Source organism: Paenibacillus lentus, assembly GCF_003931855.1.
Lineage (GTDB): Bacteria > Bacillota > Bacilli > Paenibacillales > Paenibacillaceae > Fontibacillus > Fontibacillus lentus.
The window spans coordinates 2920954-2935895 of the sequence record NZ_CP034248.1 but is presented as its reverse complement, the minus strand read 5'-3'; the positions used below and the strand labels follow the sequence as shown (position 1 = coordinate 2935895).

Here is a 14942-nt window from a genome sequence, read left to right as displayed (position 1 = left end):
GTAAATTCATTCTCTATTGTAGCACGATGGCCCATTCTCTTCCAAGAGATCAAGGATTGATTCGATAATGCTTCTGTCGTTATTTATAGTCAGCAAATCGATTATCCGTCCGCAATATTTCCTGCTGCGAAACTCCTTGCGGACTTAAATAGGCTGCTTTGGATTCCAAGGTCAAGCGAACCGGGAGGCCAGTCTTGGCATTGATGGTCAGGTGGTAGACCGTTTGGAATTCGGCTTGATCCAGCATTTGCACAAGCTGGTCCCGCCCGGCGCTCCATACTCGCTCCGCCTGGCTCGCTAACTTTGCCTGCTGCGCGTCAGGTAGTTTTGCCAGCTTCCCCTCGTATTTCTGTTTAACCTGACTCATTTCCTCTTCCAGCTCTCCACTAATCAAAGCAAGAGCATCTTGGGGTTCGAGCTCAATGCGCAGCACTTTTGTTCCTCTCGCCGCCCCGCTTTCCAGCTTAACCGATTTGCTTGCCTTGCGGATATGCTCCAGCTGTTCCAGGGGATTTAGCCTTGCCAAGCCTTTACCGAGAGCCTCTTCATCAGACTCGATGTGCCAACGCCGTTCAACCGCCTGAAGCTTCGTCTCGTATACTTCCCCCGTACGTTGCCCAAATGCCAGCAGGCTTCTCGGATCTCCTTCCGATAACACCGTTCGTATCGTCAGACGATGATGGTCATCCAACTTTCCGGTATAACTCAAATTTTGCTCCAGCACCCTTTGCTCCCCGCGCCACAGTGCAGCCTGGCCCTGAAAAGTCAAAGTGTCAACACCAGCCAAGCCAGACCAAGTCTGATTAAACCATTCTTCGCCGGTCTCGGCTTCTTGTAATCCGCAGGACGACATCATAATTACGGTTAGAAAGCAAAAGCTCGTCAGGATGAACCTGTGAAGTAGACTCATACTCATCTGCTGTTTCCTCCCTTCGGGCTATACACTGTTTATACACTGTTAGCTGTAGGCTGTCCCTGCCCCAAGAATCTATTCACTGAAAATCGCAAAAACTGCCTCACACTGTGAGGCAGTTCTTACTTTAAATTTCCTATGATTAACCTATTTGCGTTTGATTTCTTCCGTTATTTTTCGCCTTATACAATGCCATGTCCGCCTGATAAAACAACGATTCGACGCTAATTTTCTCATCATCCCGATTCCATTCCGCAATGCCGCAGGAAACGGTCACCCTGGGCTCTGTCTCCTGCTCCACCCGCAAACGGATCATCTCTGCAATTTGATGGCCGTGTTCAATGCTCGCTCCCGGCAAATACAAGGCCAACTCCTCTCCGCCCCACCGGGCGGCAATATCCGTTTTGCGAATCGTACCAGTAATGACCGAGCAAACTTGCTTCAGTATTTGATCCCCCGTTTGATGCCCATACGTATCATTGACCCCCTTGAATTGGTCAATATCAACAATGATTAATGAACCGTTGTTATCCTTCTTCTGAAACTCTTGAATCGTATCATCCAAGTAATGGCGAGCATACAGTCCTGTCAGCATATCCCGGTTCGCCATTCTTCTCACCTCGGCATGCAGAGAAGCATTGGCGATGGCTAGTCCGATATGGGAAGCCAGAACTTGCAGCAATTTGTAATTCTCATATGAAAAAAATCGCTCTTCCCGGTGAGACAACATGATGACGCCGTTCACTTCTCCCCTTACGATTAAAGGGGCCGCGATAAGGGAGCGGGAATCCGTATCCTCCATTAATTTAGATGCAAATTTGCCATAAGCCTTATAATCGGACAATATAATCGGTTCTTGGGTAGAGTAGACCAAACCGCTAAAGCCATAATCCTTCGGAAAAAATTCTTTCTGGGACAATGACGGTACATTGCTAGACATGACTTCGAAATGCTCGTTCTCTTTGGCAATTTGCGATATGCAGCAGTATTCGGCCTTAAAGATCGACAGCAATTCTTCAGTTGCGAATTTAAATACTTCCTTAGGACGCAGACTTTGATTCAACCGTTTAGTCAGTTCATTAATGAGCCGTAGTTCGCTAATTAACAGATTGGACTGCTCATACAGCTTTGCATTTTCAAATGCCGTTCCTGCCGTGTCGGCTAGCATACTGATCAGCTGTAAATCGACTTCCTCCACCTGATCCTGCGGCAGGAGCAAATGAAACACCCCGTAGACCCCCTGCTTGCCAATTAGCGGTACTCCAATTTCAAGAAAAGGCTCCCCTTCAGCGCCTTCAAGTTCTTTACGCAGCATTCTGCCTTCCATAAATGCCCGGACGCATACATGCTCCTGCTCCCCATGCAGCAGGAGGGACTTCACTCTCGGATCGCGGCTTAAATGATCCTGAGACATCAATAGCTCCACCTTGGCATCCGGGTACATTCCAGCAATTCTCTCAAACACTTCGGACAAGATGGAGTCAACATCAATTTTGCCATGCAGCTTCTGAACGGCCTGAAATAATATCGAGCGGCGATGCTCCTCACGTTTTGCCTGCTTCTGAATCGTCAGCAAATCAAGCACGAACCAGGCTTCAACTCTCTTGTAAAAACACGCACGAAAATAATGGGCATTCGTTTTTACCAGAAGAGTAGACACCGTTGCATCCAGCCCCTCTCCTAACACACAGCCGAATATGGTAAACAATTGACCTTTCGTCCGTGTAAAAACCGGAACAGCAATACAGCTGTGTTGCTCAAATGACCTAACGGCACACTGGAGAGTTTGCACGCTGGCGGTCAGCGTCTCTGCAACGAGCGGCAGAATCGGCATATCCGCCTCAAGGATTGCTCCCTGATGATTGGCCACAAACCACCGCGCCCCTCCAATTTCGGGTAATTCAGACACCTCTTGCTTCCAATCGGCGTAGCCTTTCTGAATGAATGGTTCAATATATAAGTAATCATGCTCTGTAATATCAAGCTGCTCCAGCCAACTCATATGTTCGCTAGCTTCTTCAAATAACATAGACAGCGAAGAATTCGGAATTGGTTCTATCATCGGGTCATCTCTTGATTGTTTGGCCATAGGAAAACTCCTTTTCGTCGCACTTGAAATACGGCGATTTATTGGTAACCTAAGCTATTCAACTCTGTCCATTTAGTACAGCTGCTATGGTCGTCAGTTCCGTCTTGTAATTCCATTCCACTTTTATGATTGCTTTTGCGATTCCGATTTCTGTGACTATATGTTTATTTTACTATCTTCCTTGTCTTTTTGCATTAAATTCACATCATTTTACCACATTATTTTAGGCCGAAAGCCCTATCGACATAAACCTCGCTTTTCATACAAAAATCACATCTTGACTTTATTCAATGATTTCATATAATATATATTGTTGATGAAGACTGGATAGGTCTTTGATTGGGGCGTAACGCATGCGGCACCCTCTGGATTTTGTTGCTGTCGGGACAGCGGCTGAACTTTCCTGGCAGATGAGTGTAATCTTATTCTATCCTTCGCTCACATAAACAAAGTCCGCGCAAGTAGAACCCTATAACGAAAATTTTAAATTAAAGGAGTCTACCTATACAATGGCACGTTACACTGGTCCTAAATTTAAACTTAGCCGCCGTCTCGGCATTTCCTTGAGCGGCACTGGAAAAGAATTGAAGCGCCCTTTCCCTCCGGGACAGCATGGCCCAACCCAACGCAGAAAAATTAGCAACTACGGCATGCAGCTTCAAGAAAAACAAAAACTTCGCCACATGTACGGTCTTGGCGAAAAACAATTCCGCACTTTGTTTAACAAAGCGCAAAAAATGAGCGGTATCGCGGGTGAGAACTTCATGTTCCTCCTCGAGACTCGTCTAGACAATCTTGTGTATCGCCTGGGCTTCTCCAACTCTCGTGCTGGTGCACGCCAATTGGTATCCCACGGCCACGTTACTGTTAACGGCAAGAAAGTCGACATCGCTTCTTACTCTGTAAGCCCTGGCGATGTAATCGGTCTTCGTGAAAGAAGCCGCAATCTTTCTACAATTAAGGAAGCTTTGGAGAACCGTTCGCACGTTCCTGCTTACCTTGAGTTCAACGACACGGCACTGGAAGGCAAATTCATTCGTTTGCCAGAACGTTCCGAGTTGTCCCAGGACATCGATGAGACACAAATCGTCGAGTTCTACAACCGTTAATAAGAACAAAAACCGACTTCGTCCTTATGACGAGAGTCGGTTTTTTTATTCCCGAAAAGAGCTGCATATTTTCTGATTGAGAATCCCACTATGAAGGATGTCTTACCAGGTTTTTATTGATATGGATTTTAGTTAGTCATTACATACATACTTTTAAGAAAACCCCCTGCCCCTGGGCATCTGAAGTTTTTTCTGTATGACCATTCCTTGAAAGAGCATTCAAATCCCTTAATTTGTGCTATAATGTTGCTGTTAAAAAGGAGGATATTTCATGGCTCGCGATAACGATACAAGCTCCAACAAAAAGCAACAGAGAAACAAGGCAAAAGTGCCGAAGCGCTCGAAATGGCGCTATGTCCGAGCGACGTTAGGCTGGTTAACCCTGCTCGGATTCGCTGCCGTTCTCTTTGCGGGAGGCGCCGTGTTCGGATATGTCTCCTCGATCGTTAAGGATGATCCTGTACGCTCCCGCGCCGATATAGAGGCGAAAATCAACCATAATGAGATGACCGGCTTCGCTTATTTCCGCGACGGTTCAGGAATCGGTCAGCTTCGTTCGGAAGAAGATAGGCGACCGATTAGTTACAATGAAATTCCTGCTTCCGTAATAGATGCGGTTATTGCCATTGAAGACAATAACTTCGATCATCATATCGGCGTTGATTTCAAAGGAACAATGCGCGCGGTTAAACAGCGGCTTCTAAAGGAAGATATTCAGACTGGCGGAAGCACGCTAACTCAACAGCTAGCCAGACGCGTATTCCTTAATCTGGACAAAACCGCCAACCGAAAGGTTAAAGAAATTTTGCTTGCCGTACGTCTGGAACGCTTTTTATCCAAACAGGAAATCATTACCGCTTATTTAAATAAGGTTCCTTTTGGCAACGGCTCAAATGGCTACCAGGTATATGGGATTAAGGCTGCAGCCAAGGGTATATTTAACATCACCAACTTGAACGATCTCAATATTGCTCAAACCGCGTATTTGGCGGGTCTGCCTCAACTCCCCTCTACCTATTCTGCTTTTAATGGCAAAGGAGAGTTTAACGAAGAGGCCTTTGCGCGTGCAATCAAACGACAGCAGCTAGTGCTGTTACGAATGCTGGAAGAGAACAAAATCAGCAGGGAGCAATATAACGAGGCCTTAGCCTTCGACATTAAAGCCTCTTTGGCACAGCAGACGAAGAAGGCTTATGAGACTTACCCTTATCTTATGCTCGAAACTGAGCGGCAGGGCGCTCTCGTTCTCGCTATGATGAATAACCCTGAAATGAGCAAGGAAGAAGTGCTTGCTAGCCCGCAACTGCTCGAGGAAGCCCGGCAACAGCTTTTGACAGGCGGCTACCGCGTATACACAACGATTGACAAGCAAGTGTATAACTCCATGCATAAAGTATCCGAGAACGCTGACAACTTCAGCCCATACAGCGAGAAAAAAGGACTGGAGCAGGTTGCAGCGATTATGCTTGATAATCGTTCCGGCGCCATTCTCGGTATGATTGAAGGCAGGGACTTCTATACCGAGCAAATGAACTATGCTACACAGATGAAAAGACAACCCGGCTCAACGATGAAACCTATTGCCGCTTACTTACCTGCAATGGAGCTTGGGCTCATCCAGCCGGCCAGCATCATCGATGACTCGCCGATTATTTTGCGAGACTATTCAAAGGGCTATCACATTCCCGTGAACGCCAGCGGCGGTTATAAGGGCCTAGTTACGGCAAGGACGGCCCTCAATGAATCACGGAACGTTCCCGCAGTCAAAGTATTCAATCAAACGGTGGGCATCGAGCAGGCCTGGGAGTTCTCGAAGAAGCTCGGCATCACCACGCTCGAGGAAGAAGATTATGGTGCGCAAACCGGCGTGCTCGGCGGGCTGAAGTATGGGGTTACCGTCGAGGAGTTGACGAATGCTTACAGCACGATCGCCAATGGGGGCGAATTTACCGACGCGTATATGATCGAGAAAATTACCGACTTTAAAGGCAATGTCATCTATAAGCACAAGGTCGAGCCCGAACGCGTTTTCTCTGAACAGACAGCTTATTTAATGACCGACATGCTTCGTACAGTCATTACCAATGGAACGGGAAGATCACTGAAAAGCGATTTTAAAAACTATGGGAAGATACCGATCGTCGGCAAAACGGGGTCCACGCAAAATTATGCGGATGTGTGGTTCATGGGCTACACCCCAGACGTATCGCTAGGTGTTTGGATCGGTTACAAGGAACCTATCAACACACTGTCTAACGCAGGCAAATCAAGAGCTCGCTCTATTTGGGCCAAGGTCATGAACGAAGTGACTGAGAGCAAACCCGAGCTATTTGAGAAGAAACAATTCGATAAGCCGGAAGGCATCGTGAGCAAGACCGTTTCAGGCTACAGCGGCAAGCTCCCTACGGCGCTTACAAAGCAAGCCGGAAAAACGGTAACGGACATATTTAATGCAAAATACGTCCCTACCGAACCGGATGACGTGCTGGTTCGAGCGAAATATGTAATATATGAAGGCGTGAACTATATTCCGCATGACACGACTCCTTCGGATATGTTGCTGGAGAAAGTGGTTATGAAGCGCGAGAAACCGATTAAAGAGCTAGTCGACGATCTTCAGAAAGCCTTCTCCAGTATGAGAGGAGGCCATAAATCGATCAGCTTCTATATGCCGAAGGATGCAGGCGAGGATGCGCCGACTAAGCTAGATCCCCGGGTGGACGATGGCAAAGATCCGGCGGCACCTAGCGATGTCCAAATGACTTCGGTGGGTGGCTCAGCAAAAATTACCTTTGCCAAAAATACCGAGAAAGATGTTGTCGGTTATCGACTCTATCGTTCCATAGGCGGAGGGCCCTTCCAGTCTACCGGGAAGGTGGTGCTGACTGGTCAGGACACCACGTTCACAGACTCCGGCACCAGTGGAAATTATGCCTATCACATTACGGCTGTAGACGTTGCAGGACGTGAATCTGCCCCTAGCGCGGTTATAAGCTTCGATAGTTGGGAAGGGATTCATAATTCGGATGATTCAGGCCAGGATGAGTTACCAGAACCCGATTTAGATAATTTAGTGTCGCCTAGTGCACCGGCTCAAGTAGGCGTGCTAAGTAATGATCAGGAAATTACAGTAACTTGGGGGGCAAATGCTTCCGAAGAATATATTGCGAATTATCAGGTCTATTTCTCGGATACTGTAGACGGTACGTATTCCAGATTGGGCTCCACCCCATCTACACAATTCTCTTTTAAAACCGATGCGGCAAGCGGATGGATTAGAATAACGGCTATAAACGCACTGGGTGAATCCACCCCTTCTGCATCAGTACAATTTAATAAATAGCTAAGTTAAAGCAAAAAAGCTTCCATGGAACGTAATGTTCCTGTGGAAGCTTTTTCTATGAAACTCAATTTATTTTTTTCACTGGTCACTCTGTCCAAGCAGCCATATGAAGGATTCATATACTGTTCGAGAAGGAGGTGACAGACATGAAAAAAGCTTATATCTCTCAAGCTACTTTCCCAAGACTTCGTTTGTTTAGAGACGAGAACTACACAGGGCGCAGATTCGTAATTCGCGGCAATGTCGGTATACGGAATCTAGAGCGCTCTTTCGGCGACATTGAAAGCCTGCGTTTCTTCTCTCCTAACTCGGGCGCTACCTTAGTTCTGTTCTCCCGGACGAATTTCAGAGGAAACTTCCGAGTTTTCCGAGGTACAACCAATATTGCTGATCTGGATGACATCATTGCAGGTAATGATCCTGATTCAATTATCATCTCTAATACTCGTCTAAGCCTGACAGAAATCCGGACGATTCGCAGAACGGGCACTTTGCCAAGCGGTTTCAGATCTATTTAATATCCTCCTCATTCGGGACGTTCAGCTAGATCCAGGTAGGGTCTGCCGAACGTCCCCTCCCTATTTCGCGAATCTTCCCGCGATTAATGTCCCCTGGCCAATCATGCTCCGCACCTCAACCTTGCCCCCATGGGCCTAGAAGAATGAGCTAATCCTCTATCGTCGACAGATCTCCAGTCGGCAAATTCAACTCCCATGCCTTGAGAACACGGCGCATGATTTTGCCAGAGCGTGTCTTCGGCAATTTATCCTTAAATTCGATTTCCCGCGGTGCCGCATGGGCAGACAGCCCTTCCTTCACGAATCGCGCGATGTCCGCCTTCAATTCGTCGGAAGGCTCATATCCATCCAGCAGGGAGATAAAGGCCTTAATGATTTCGCCCCTCGTTGGGTCAGGTTTGCCGATTACGCCTGCCTCCGCAACAGCCGGGTGTTCTAACAGCTTACTCTCTACTTCGAAAGGACCGACCCGTTCTCCTGAGGAGTTAATGACGTCATCGATCCGGCCTTGGAACCAGAAGTACCCATCCTCGTCCATATATGCCGTGTCCCCAGAAATATACCATCCCGGGATACGAAAATACTCTTCGTATTTCGGAGCGTTATTCCAAATGAGCCGCATCATGGCGGGCCAAGGCGTTCGAATCGCCAGATTCCCCATCCGGTTTGGCGGTAAAATCTTACCATTGTCATCAATAATTGCCGCTTCGATGCCGGGCACCGGCTTGCCCATCGAGCCTGGCTTTATCGGCATCGAGGGATAGTTGCAAATTAGTTGTCCGCCCGTCTCGGTCATCCACCATGTATCATGAATACGCAGCCCATATACTTTGCTGCCCCAGCGTACAACCTCAGGATTGAGCGGCTCCCCAACGGAAAGAACATGTCGTAAGGACGACAGATCATGCTGCCCGATAATGTCCTCTCCTGCTCCCATTAGCATCCGGAACGCGGTTGGAGCACTGTACCAGACCGTCACTTTATTTTGCTGTATCGTATGATACCAGTCCCCCGGGCTGAAGCGCCCCCCGCGAACGACGTTCGTCACACCAAGAAGCCAAGGTGCAAAAATACCGTATGAGGTACCCGTCACCCAGCCCGGATCTGCCGTGCACCAGTAAATATCGCCTTCCTTCAAATCTAGAACGACCCTTCCGGTATGATAGTGCTGAATCATCGCGTTATGAACATGATAAACCCCCTTAGGCTTACCCGTGGAACCGGAAGTGTAGTGAAGGATCATTCCATCCTCCCGATCAACCCATTGGATCTCGGTCTCCGGAGAAGCTTGCTTCAGCTCAGCCATAAAATCAATCAGCCCTGCCTCCTGTGGGAGATTCTCACCCACGAGAAATACATGCTTCAGGATAGGCAGCTCATCCCGTTTGACTCGGGGCAGCAAGGCAGGCGTTGTCACAATAGCCACCGCACCGCTGTCCTCCAGCCGATCCTTTACAGCCGTCTCCATAAACGCTTCAAAAAGCGGCCCGACTACGGCACCTACCTTTAGCGCACCTAGCACGCTGATATACAGTTCTGGACTTCTCGGCATAAACACAAAAACACGGTCGCCCTTGCCCACCCCGAAGCTGCGAAGCACATTTGCAAATTGGTTCGACAACTTGCTCAGCTCTTGATAAGTGTAGGATTCATTCCTCGTCGGATCGCTGAATAACAGAGCCGCGCGGTCACCTTTTCCGGCATCCACATGACGATCGATTGCTTCATAAGCCATATTGACACGCCCCGTATCATACCAGGAGAACTGCTTCTCCACATCGCCCCAATCGAACTCCGCGCAAGCTTTCTCGTAATTCCCTAAGTTGGACGAGGAAGCTACCTCAGAAATAAACTCACCTTGCAGCTGACTCATTGTTTCATCCTCCCTTGAATCTGTCTAGAACTCGTCATAAAAGCAAATTCATCATGAAAACGGCTACACATTAGCGGATTTCAGAGTAGGGATCATTGCTGTCAACTTATTTTCAAAATCTGAAGCGGTATCCACTCGTCTATGAGGTCGGTGTGTCATTTTTCAAGCCATTGTAAATATAATGTCAAGAGTTATTTGTGAAAGTTTTATGTCGGATTACATTATATCACACGCTTTTGAAGGGAGCTATACTTTTCAAATTTTCATTTTTCTGTTATAAGTGAGGGGAACGAGCAAAGGAGGCGGCGATAATGGAACATCATAAAACGCATATCCGCCATAGCCTATCTAAAGGGGAGCGCGAGATCATTGTTGAAGGCCCTGTCGCTCCAGAGCTAGTGCAACGCTTTCAGATGCATGCAGATCTGGACGCTTTCCGCAGACCCCAGGACCAGCATGAGGCATTAATAGAAATTGCAGCTCTCCCGGAAGGCCGAATCATCATCGCTAGGGAGCAGGACATCATCGTCGGTTATGTCACGTTTCATTATCCGGACGAAATGGAACGCTGGTCCCAAGGAAGCATGCCCGATCTCATTGAGCTTGGAGCGATCGAAGTAGCCAATGACTATCGCTCTTTGGGGCTCGGTTCCAAAATGATCCAAACGGCCTTCGAGCAGGGTCAGATGGAGCCGTACATCGTGTTTACGACAGAGTATTATTGGCACTGGGATTTAAAAAGCAGCGGACTCAGCGTGTGGGACTATCGTAAAATGATGGAGCGGCTGATGAAAACCGTCGATATGGTCTGGTATGCAACCGATGATCCAGAAATTTGCTCCCACCCGGCAAATTGCCTGATGGTTCGTATCGGCAGTGATGTTCCGTTGGCATCTGAAGAGCAATTCGACCGCATTCGTTTTCAGCAGCGGTTCATGTATTGAGAGAGCTCAGACAGATGATGACACGAGAGCAAGGAGAGTGGCGCTGATGACTGGAAGCGCTTTTTTCATTTACCACGATAAAGCTATATATTATCATTTTCACGACAGCCATCCTTTTCACCCCATTCGGCTTAAATTAACGCTTGATCTCCTCAGCGAAATGGGTGCTCTGGAGCCCTCATCGATGCTGCGTTCCCGCCAGGCTACGGAGTCGGAGCTGCTGCAAATTCATCAAAAGGCCTATATCGAGGCAGTTAAAGCGTTAAGCTCAGGTTCCCCCGAAATCGATTGGCTGAAGCGTGCCACCCAGTATGGACTGGAGGACGGGGATACCCCCTTCTTCCCTGGCATGCATGAGGCTGCGTCCTATGTAGTTGGGGGCTCAATTACAGCTGTAGAAGCAGTTATGTCCGGCCACTGCCAGCACGCCTTGCATTTAGCCGGTGGCCTGCATCACGCTCTCTCGGCCAAAGCAGCAGGCTTCTGCGTTTATAATGACGCCTCTGTGGCCATCGCCTATCTTCGGCAGCATTATAAAGCACGAGTGCTCTATATCGATACAGATGTGCATCACGGAGATGGCGTACAATGGAGCTTCTATTCGGATCCGGAGGTATGCACCTATTCCATTCACGAGACCGGAAAGTATTTATTCCCGGGAACGGGTTTTGTTCAGGAAAGGGGCGAGCATCAGGGCTATGGCGCATGCGTCAACATTCCTATGCAGCCCTACACCGAGGACGAATCATGGTTGGAATGCTTCGAGCAATCGATTAGACGCCTAACAGATTACTTCAAACCTGATCTCATCCTCAGTCAGCATGGCTGTGATGCGCATGCGCTCGACCCGCTCTCCCATATGCAGTGCAGCATGGCCATCTATAACGAAATGCCTGCCATCATACACAGCCTTGCTCATAAGTATTGCAGTGGACGATGGGTTGCCTTAGGCGGAGGCGGATATGACATATGGCGCGTCGTCCCACGGGCCTGGAGCCTGCTTTGGCTGGAGATGACTGATCATCCCTTAAAGCGCTCTTTGAAGCAGCACCCTCGAACACAACTGCCGCAGGCCTGGAGAGAGCGGTGGCAGGATCAAAGCTCCGTGAGCCTCCCCACCGAATGGCTCGATGACCTGACGCATTGGGAAGGAATTCCTCGCAGAGCTGAAATCACAGCAAAAAACCGCGAGAGTCTCGCGGTTGCACTACAGGATTTCCCTGAGCCTGATTAACGGCTTAGCCCGGCTACCATCTCATTTAATATTTCGAAGGATTTCTGAGCAGCCAGCACCGTAAATTCGGCAAAATTAACGTCAGCCGTACCATCCGCCTTGTCAGACATCGACCGAAGAATGACATAAGGAATTTGATTCATATGGCACACTTGGGCAACCGCAGAGCCTTCCATTTCGACGCAAGCCCCCTCCATTTTCTCATGGAGCTCACGCACAACGTCGTAATCTGAGATAAACTGATCCCCGGACAACACTTTACCAACAATAAAGCTGTTATCCGTGCACAGCTTGGAGCAAGCTTTTTCCGCAAGTCGAACCAGCTTCCGATCGGCTGGAAAATCCGAAACTTCCTGATAGGGAATTATCCCTCGAGCAAAACCAAGAGGCGTCGCATCCATGTCATGCTGCTGACACGAAGAGGAAATTACGATATCTCCGATATTGAGCTCAGGATGTACCGCGCCAGCAACTCCTGTAAATAGAATGGTATCTACTTCAAAGCGGTCAATCAATACTTGCGTTGTTGCAGCGGCATTGACTTTTCCGACGCCGGACTTGCACACGACAACTTCTTTGCCATGAAACAAGCCGGTCACAAAGTTGATTCCAGCCAACACAACCGTATTCTGCCGCTCCACCTGCTTTAGCAGAAGAGCTATTTCTTCATCCATAGCGCCCATGAGCCCGATCGTTGCGGCCATTGTAAGATCTCCTCCTCTTTTTTTCCCTAAAAAAAGCTCCTGTAAAGGAGCTTTTTCCGTATAACCTTTTTCATATATTTGTCTTTAATCTTCTTCTCTATCTATAATTGATGATTCAGCCGAGTCAATTATACGTGGCTGACCGACAATCGAAGAATCGTCTCATGCGGCAAAATAACCTTTGAGCTCTCCACTGTCTCTTTCTTCATCAATTTGGTCAATAGACGCATGGCCACCGCACCGAGGTCGTACATCGGCTGAGCTACCGTAGTCAGCTGTGGCCGTACCATCGATGCCATGCGAATATTATCCACGCTAATAATAGAGAAATCTTCCGGCACTTTCAAGCCTTCATCCTGAATACTATGAATCGCCCCAATTGCCATTTCATCCGTAGCCGCAAAAATTGCTGTTGGACGCTTCTTAAGACCTAGGAAATATTTCATAGCTTCGACACCGGATTCGTAACGATAGTTGCCAATTCGCACCAAATCCTCCTGGTACTCAATGCCCGCTGTTTCCAATGCCCGCTTGTATCCTTGGAATCTTGAGTAGCCGTTTGCCGGATCCTGCAGCGTCCCGCTAATCATTGCGATTTCACGGTGTCCGTGGCGAATCAATGTGCTGACAGCGTCGAAGGCTGCTGCCTCATGATCGATATCGACAGAAGGAATCGAGCCGTTCTCGTCGCTAGTCGCACACAAAACAACAGGAACAGAGGAGGTTTGGAAAGCTTGCATATGCTCTTCCGTCACTGCTCCGCCCATAAAGAGAAGCCCGTCCACCTGCTTCTCAAGCAGCGTGTTAATGACGCGAATTTCCTTCTCCTTCTTCTTATCTGCATTACATAAAATAATGTTATAGTGATACATGTTAGCGATGTCTTCAATGCCCCGAGCGATTTCTGCAAAGATTGAATTTGAGATGTCCGGAATCACTACGCCGACCGTAGTTGTCTTCTTGCTCGCAAGCCCTCTTGCGACCGCATTCGGACGATATCCCAAACGTTCAATTGCTTCAAATACTTTCTTCCGGGTTTGCGGCTTCACGTTAGGGTTGTTGTTAACAACCCGTGAAACCGTGGCCATTGAGACGCCTGCTTCACGTGCCACATCATAAATGGTAACCGTCACATTCTTCTCTCCATTGCCAATAGATTTTCACTCATTCATCCCGTATTTTCAAGCTCCAATTAGGTTTATGATACGACAAAATTTTACTTTGTGCAATGTTCGCGCTTTATTCAGCTAGAATTCCCTGTAGGGCTTCTGAAGTAATGTCGGAATGGGAAGTATGCCAAACGGCTTGCTCGCTTTTGACTAAAATGGCTTGGGGCGATTCATGCTTCACTCCAAGACGTTCTGTCGCTGCATTCGAGACAAGCCTGTCTTCAACAACATATATAACACCATAGTAACAGCTTCATTGGGATCATGACTTAAGTATGCTACAACTTCCCGGTGCGCTCCAGAGCTAATGGGACAACGGGTACTATGTTTGAATAACAACAGCGGCCTCCGCACGGAGTCTTCTATAGCCTTTGATAGCTCATCTATGAAAGCAATTCTTTTCAAAGCAGCCATAATATACCCATCCCTTTTTCCGACAAGACATATATAAACATGCTCATAAGATATATTAACAAAAAAAAGACGATAAACACAACTCATCTCAGCATTTTTACCAAAACCGTGCTTAATTCGCTCCTGAAAACTGACTGTAATTTACAAAGTCGGAGATTTGCAACAATCTCTTAGAGATTTCATCCATCCACTGGCGGTCATTCATCTCTTTAGCACACCCATACACGTCTAGCAGAAGATTAATACGCTCCTTACATTTTTGTTCGAAAAGCACTTCAAAGGAGGTAGACGTAGATTCCATCTGATTCCATGTTCGAGAGATACTAAACATTACATCGGCCAATTCATTGACCTCATTAAAAAGCACTAGCCCCTGCTCATTACTCTCCTTTAGCTCATCCAGCAGGGCAAGCAGATCCGATTTGACGGCCGGAAGCACCTCGTAGTGACTGCATAGCTGACATTCAAATATCGGTACTCTGTCAATTTCAATAACTCTTCCAAAAATAAGCACTCTAAAATCGAGGCTCATTTTTTGCCCGCAATGACACAGTTTGCGCACAGTACCACCTCTTCTTACAATCATTTTTCATTATGCTGCCCGTCAGGCTCCTTATGTCTAGACAAAAAAA

General features: G+C 47.7%; 11 protein-coding genes and 1 pseudogene. 5 read left to right on the top strand and 7 right to left on the bottom strand.

What is annotated here, in order from left to right; all coding sequences use genetic code 11:
* Positions 1 to 79: 79 nt before the first annotated feature.
* Both EIM92_RS13050 and EIM92_RS13045 read right to left on the bottom strand, forming a co-directional pair.
* Positions 80 to 916 (bottom strand): hypothetical protein, encoded by an 837-nt coding sequence (locus EIM92_RS13050; protein WP_125083007.1) that lies wholly within the window; start codon positions 914 to 916, stop codon positions 80 to 82.
* A 139-nt stretch (positions 917 to 1055) separates the two neighbouring features.
* A complete protein-coding gene (locus tag EIM92_RS13045; protein WP_125083006.1) occupies positions 1056 to 3002 on the bottom strand; it encodes a sensor domain-containing diguanylate cyclase in 1947 nt (648 codons plus the stop codon).
* 509 nt (positions 3003 to 3511) lie between these two features.
* Between EIM92_RS13045 and rpsD the strand changes: the two genes are divergently transcribed.
* The 3 genes from rpsD to EIM92_RS13030 all read left to right on the top strand — a co-directional run bounded on the left by rpsD (position 3512) and on the right by EIM92_RS13030 (position 7972).
* Positions 3512 to 4111, top strand: coding sequence for a 30S ribosomal protein S4 (gene rpsD, locus EIM92_RS13040; RefSeq protein WP_125083005.1), 600 nt, complete (start codon positions 3512 to 3514; stop codon positions 4109 to 4111).
* Between the two features lie 271 nt (positions 4112 to 4382).
* Positions 4383 to 7454, top strand: coding sequence for a transglycosylase domain-containing protein (locus tag EIM92_RS13035; RefSeq protein ID WP_125083004.1), 3072 nt, complete (start codon positions 4383 to 4385; stop codon positions 7452 to 7454).
* Positions 7455 to 7600: 146 nt separating this feature from the next.
* A complete protein-coding gene (locus tag EIM92_RS13030) occupies positions 7601 to 7972 on the top strand; it encodes a hypothetical protein (protein ID WP_125083003.1) in 372 nt (123 codons plus the stop codon).
* Positions 7973 to 8120: 148 nt separating this feature from the next.
* On the opposite strand, the gene acsA is transcribed toward EIM92_RS13030, so the two are convergent.
* The gene (acsA, locus tag EIM92_RS13025) at positions 8121 to 9845 is read right to left on the bottom strand and encodes an acetate--CoA ligase (protein ID WP_125083002.1); all 1725 of its coding nucleotides are present in this window, start codon (positions 9843 to 9845) and stop codon (positions 8121 to 8123) included.
* 311 nt (positions 9846 to 10156) lie between these two features.
* Here acsA and EIM92_RS13020 point away from each other — a divergent pair, with 311 nt between their 5' ends.
* Positions 10157 to 10789, top strand: a complete 633-nt coding sequence (locus EIM92_RS13020) for a GNAT family N-acetyltransferase (RefSeq protein ID WP_125083001.1) — start codon at positions 10157 to 10159, stop codon at positions 10787 to 10789.
* Positions 10790 to 10835: 46 nt separating this feature from the next.
* Entirely contained in the window at positions 10836 to 12023 is a 1188-nt protein-coding gene (locus tag EIM92_RS13015) for an acetoin utilization protein AcuC (RefSeq protein WP_125083000.1), read from the top strand.
* On the opposite strand, the gene EIM92_RS13010 is transcribed toward EIM92_RS13015, so the two are convergent.
* The 4 genes and pseudogenes from EIM92_RS13010 to EIM92_RS12995 form a co-directional block, all read right to left on the bottom strand.
* On the bottom strand, positions 12020 to 12727 hold the full coding sequence (locus tag EIM92_RS13010) for a 5'-methylthioadenosine/adenosylhomocysteine nucleosidase (protein WP_125082999.1): 708 nt from the start codon (positions 12725 to 12727) through the stop codon (positions 12020 to 12022). The two genes, EIM92_RS13015 and EIM92_RS13010, sit on opposite strands and share 4 nt — an antisense overlap.
* A 128-nt stretch (positions 12728 to 12855) precedes the next feature.
* On the bottom strand, positions 12856 to 13860 hold the full coding sequence (ccpA, locus tag EIM92_RS13005; protein WP_125082998.1) for a catabolite control protein A: 1005 nt from the start codon (positions 13858 to 13860) through the stop codon (positions 12856 to 12858).
* A 106-nt stretch (positions 13861 to 13966) separates the two neighbouring features.
* Positions 13967 to 14310 (bottom strand): annotated as a pseudogene (ytxJ, locus tag EIM92_RS13000) (bacillithiol system redox-active protein YtxJ).
* Positions 14311 to 14422: 112 nt separating this feature from the next.
* Positions 14423 to 14872 carry a hypothetical protein gene (locus EIM92_RS12995; RefSeq protein ID WP_125085169.1) on the bottom strand — a complete coding sequence of 150 codons (450 nt, stop codon included), beginning with the start codon at positions 14870 to 14872 and terminating at the stop codon, positions 14423 to 14425.
* Positions 14873 to 14942: the final 70 nt, after the last annotated feature.

Coding starts and splice junctions, on each gene's coding strand:
- EIM92_RS13050 (WP_125083007.1), bottom strand. CDS start 916: ATGAGTATGAGTCTACTTCACAGGTTCATCCTGACGAGCTTTTGCTTT.
- EIM92_RS13045 (WP_125083006.1), bottom strand. CDS start 3,002: ATGGCCAAACAATCAAGAGATGACCCGATGATAGAACCAATTCCGAAT.
- rpsD (WP_125083005.1), top strand. CDS start 3,512: ATGGCACGTTACACTGGTCCTAAATTTAAACTTAGCCGCCGTCTCGGC.
- EIM92_RS13035 (WP_125083004.1), top strand. CDS start 4,383: ATGGCTCGCGATAACGATACAAGCTCCAACAAAAAGCAACAGAGAAAC.
- EIM92_RS13030 (WP_125083003.1), top strand. CDS start 7,601: ATGAAAAAAGCTTATATCTCTCAAGCTACTTTCCCAAGACTTCGTTTG.
- acsA (WP_125083002.1), bottom strand. CDS start 9,845: ATGAGTCAGCTGCAAGGTGAGTTTATTTCTGAGGTAGCTTCCTCGTCC.
- EIM92_RS13020 (WP_125083001.1), top strand. CDS start 10,157: ATGGAACATCATAAAACGCATATCCGCCATAGCCTATCTAAAGGGGAG.
- EIM92_RS13015 (WP_125083000.1), top strand. CDS start 10,836: ATGACTGGAAGCGCTTTTTTCATTTACCACGATAAAGCTATATATTAT.
- EIM92_RS13010 (WP_125082999.1), bottom strand. CDS start 12,727: ATGGCCGCAACGATCGGGCTCATGGGCGCTATGGATGAAGAAATAGCT.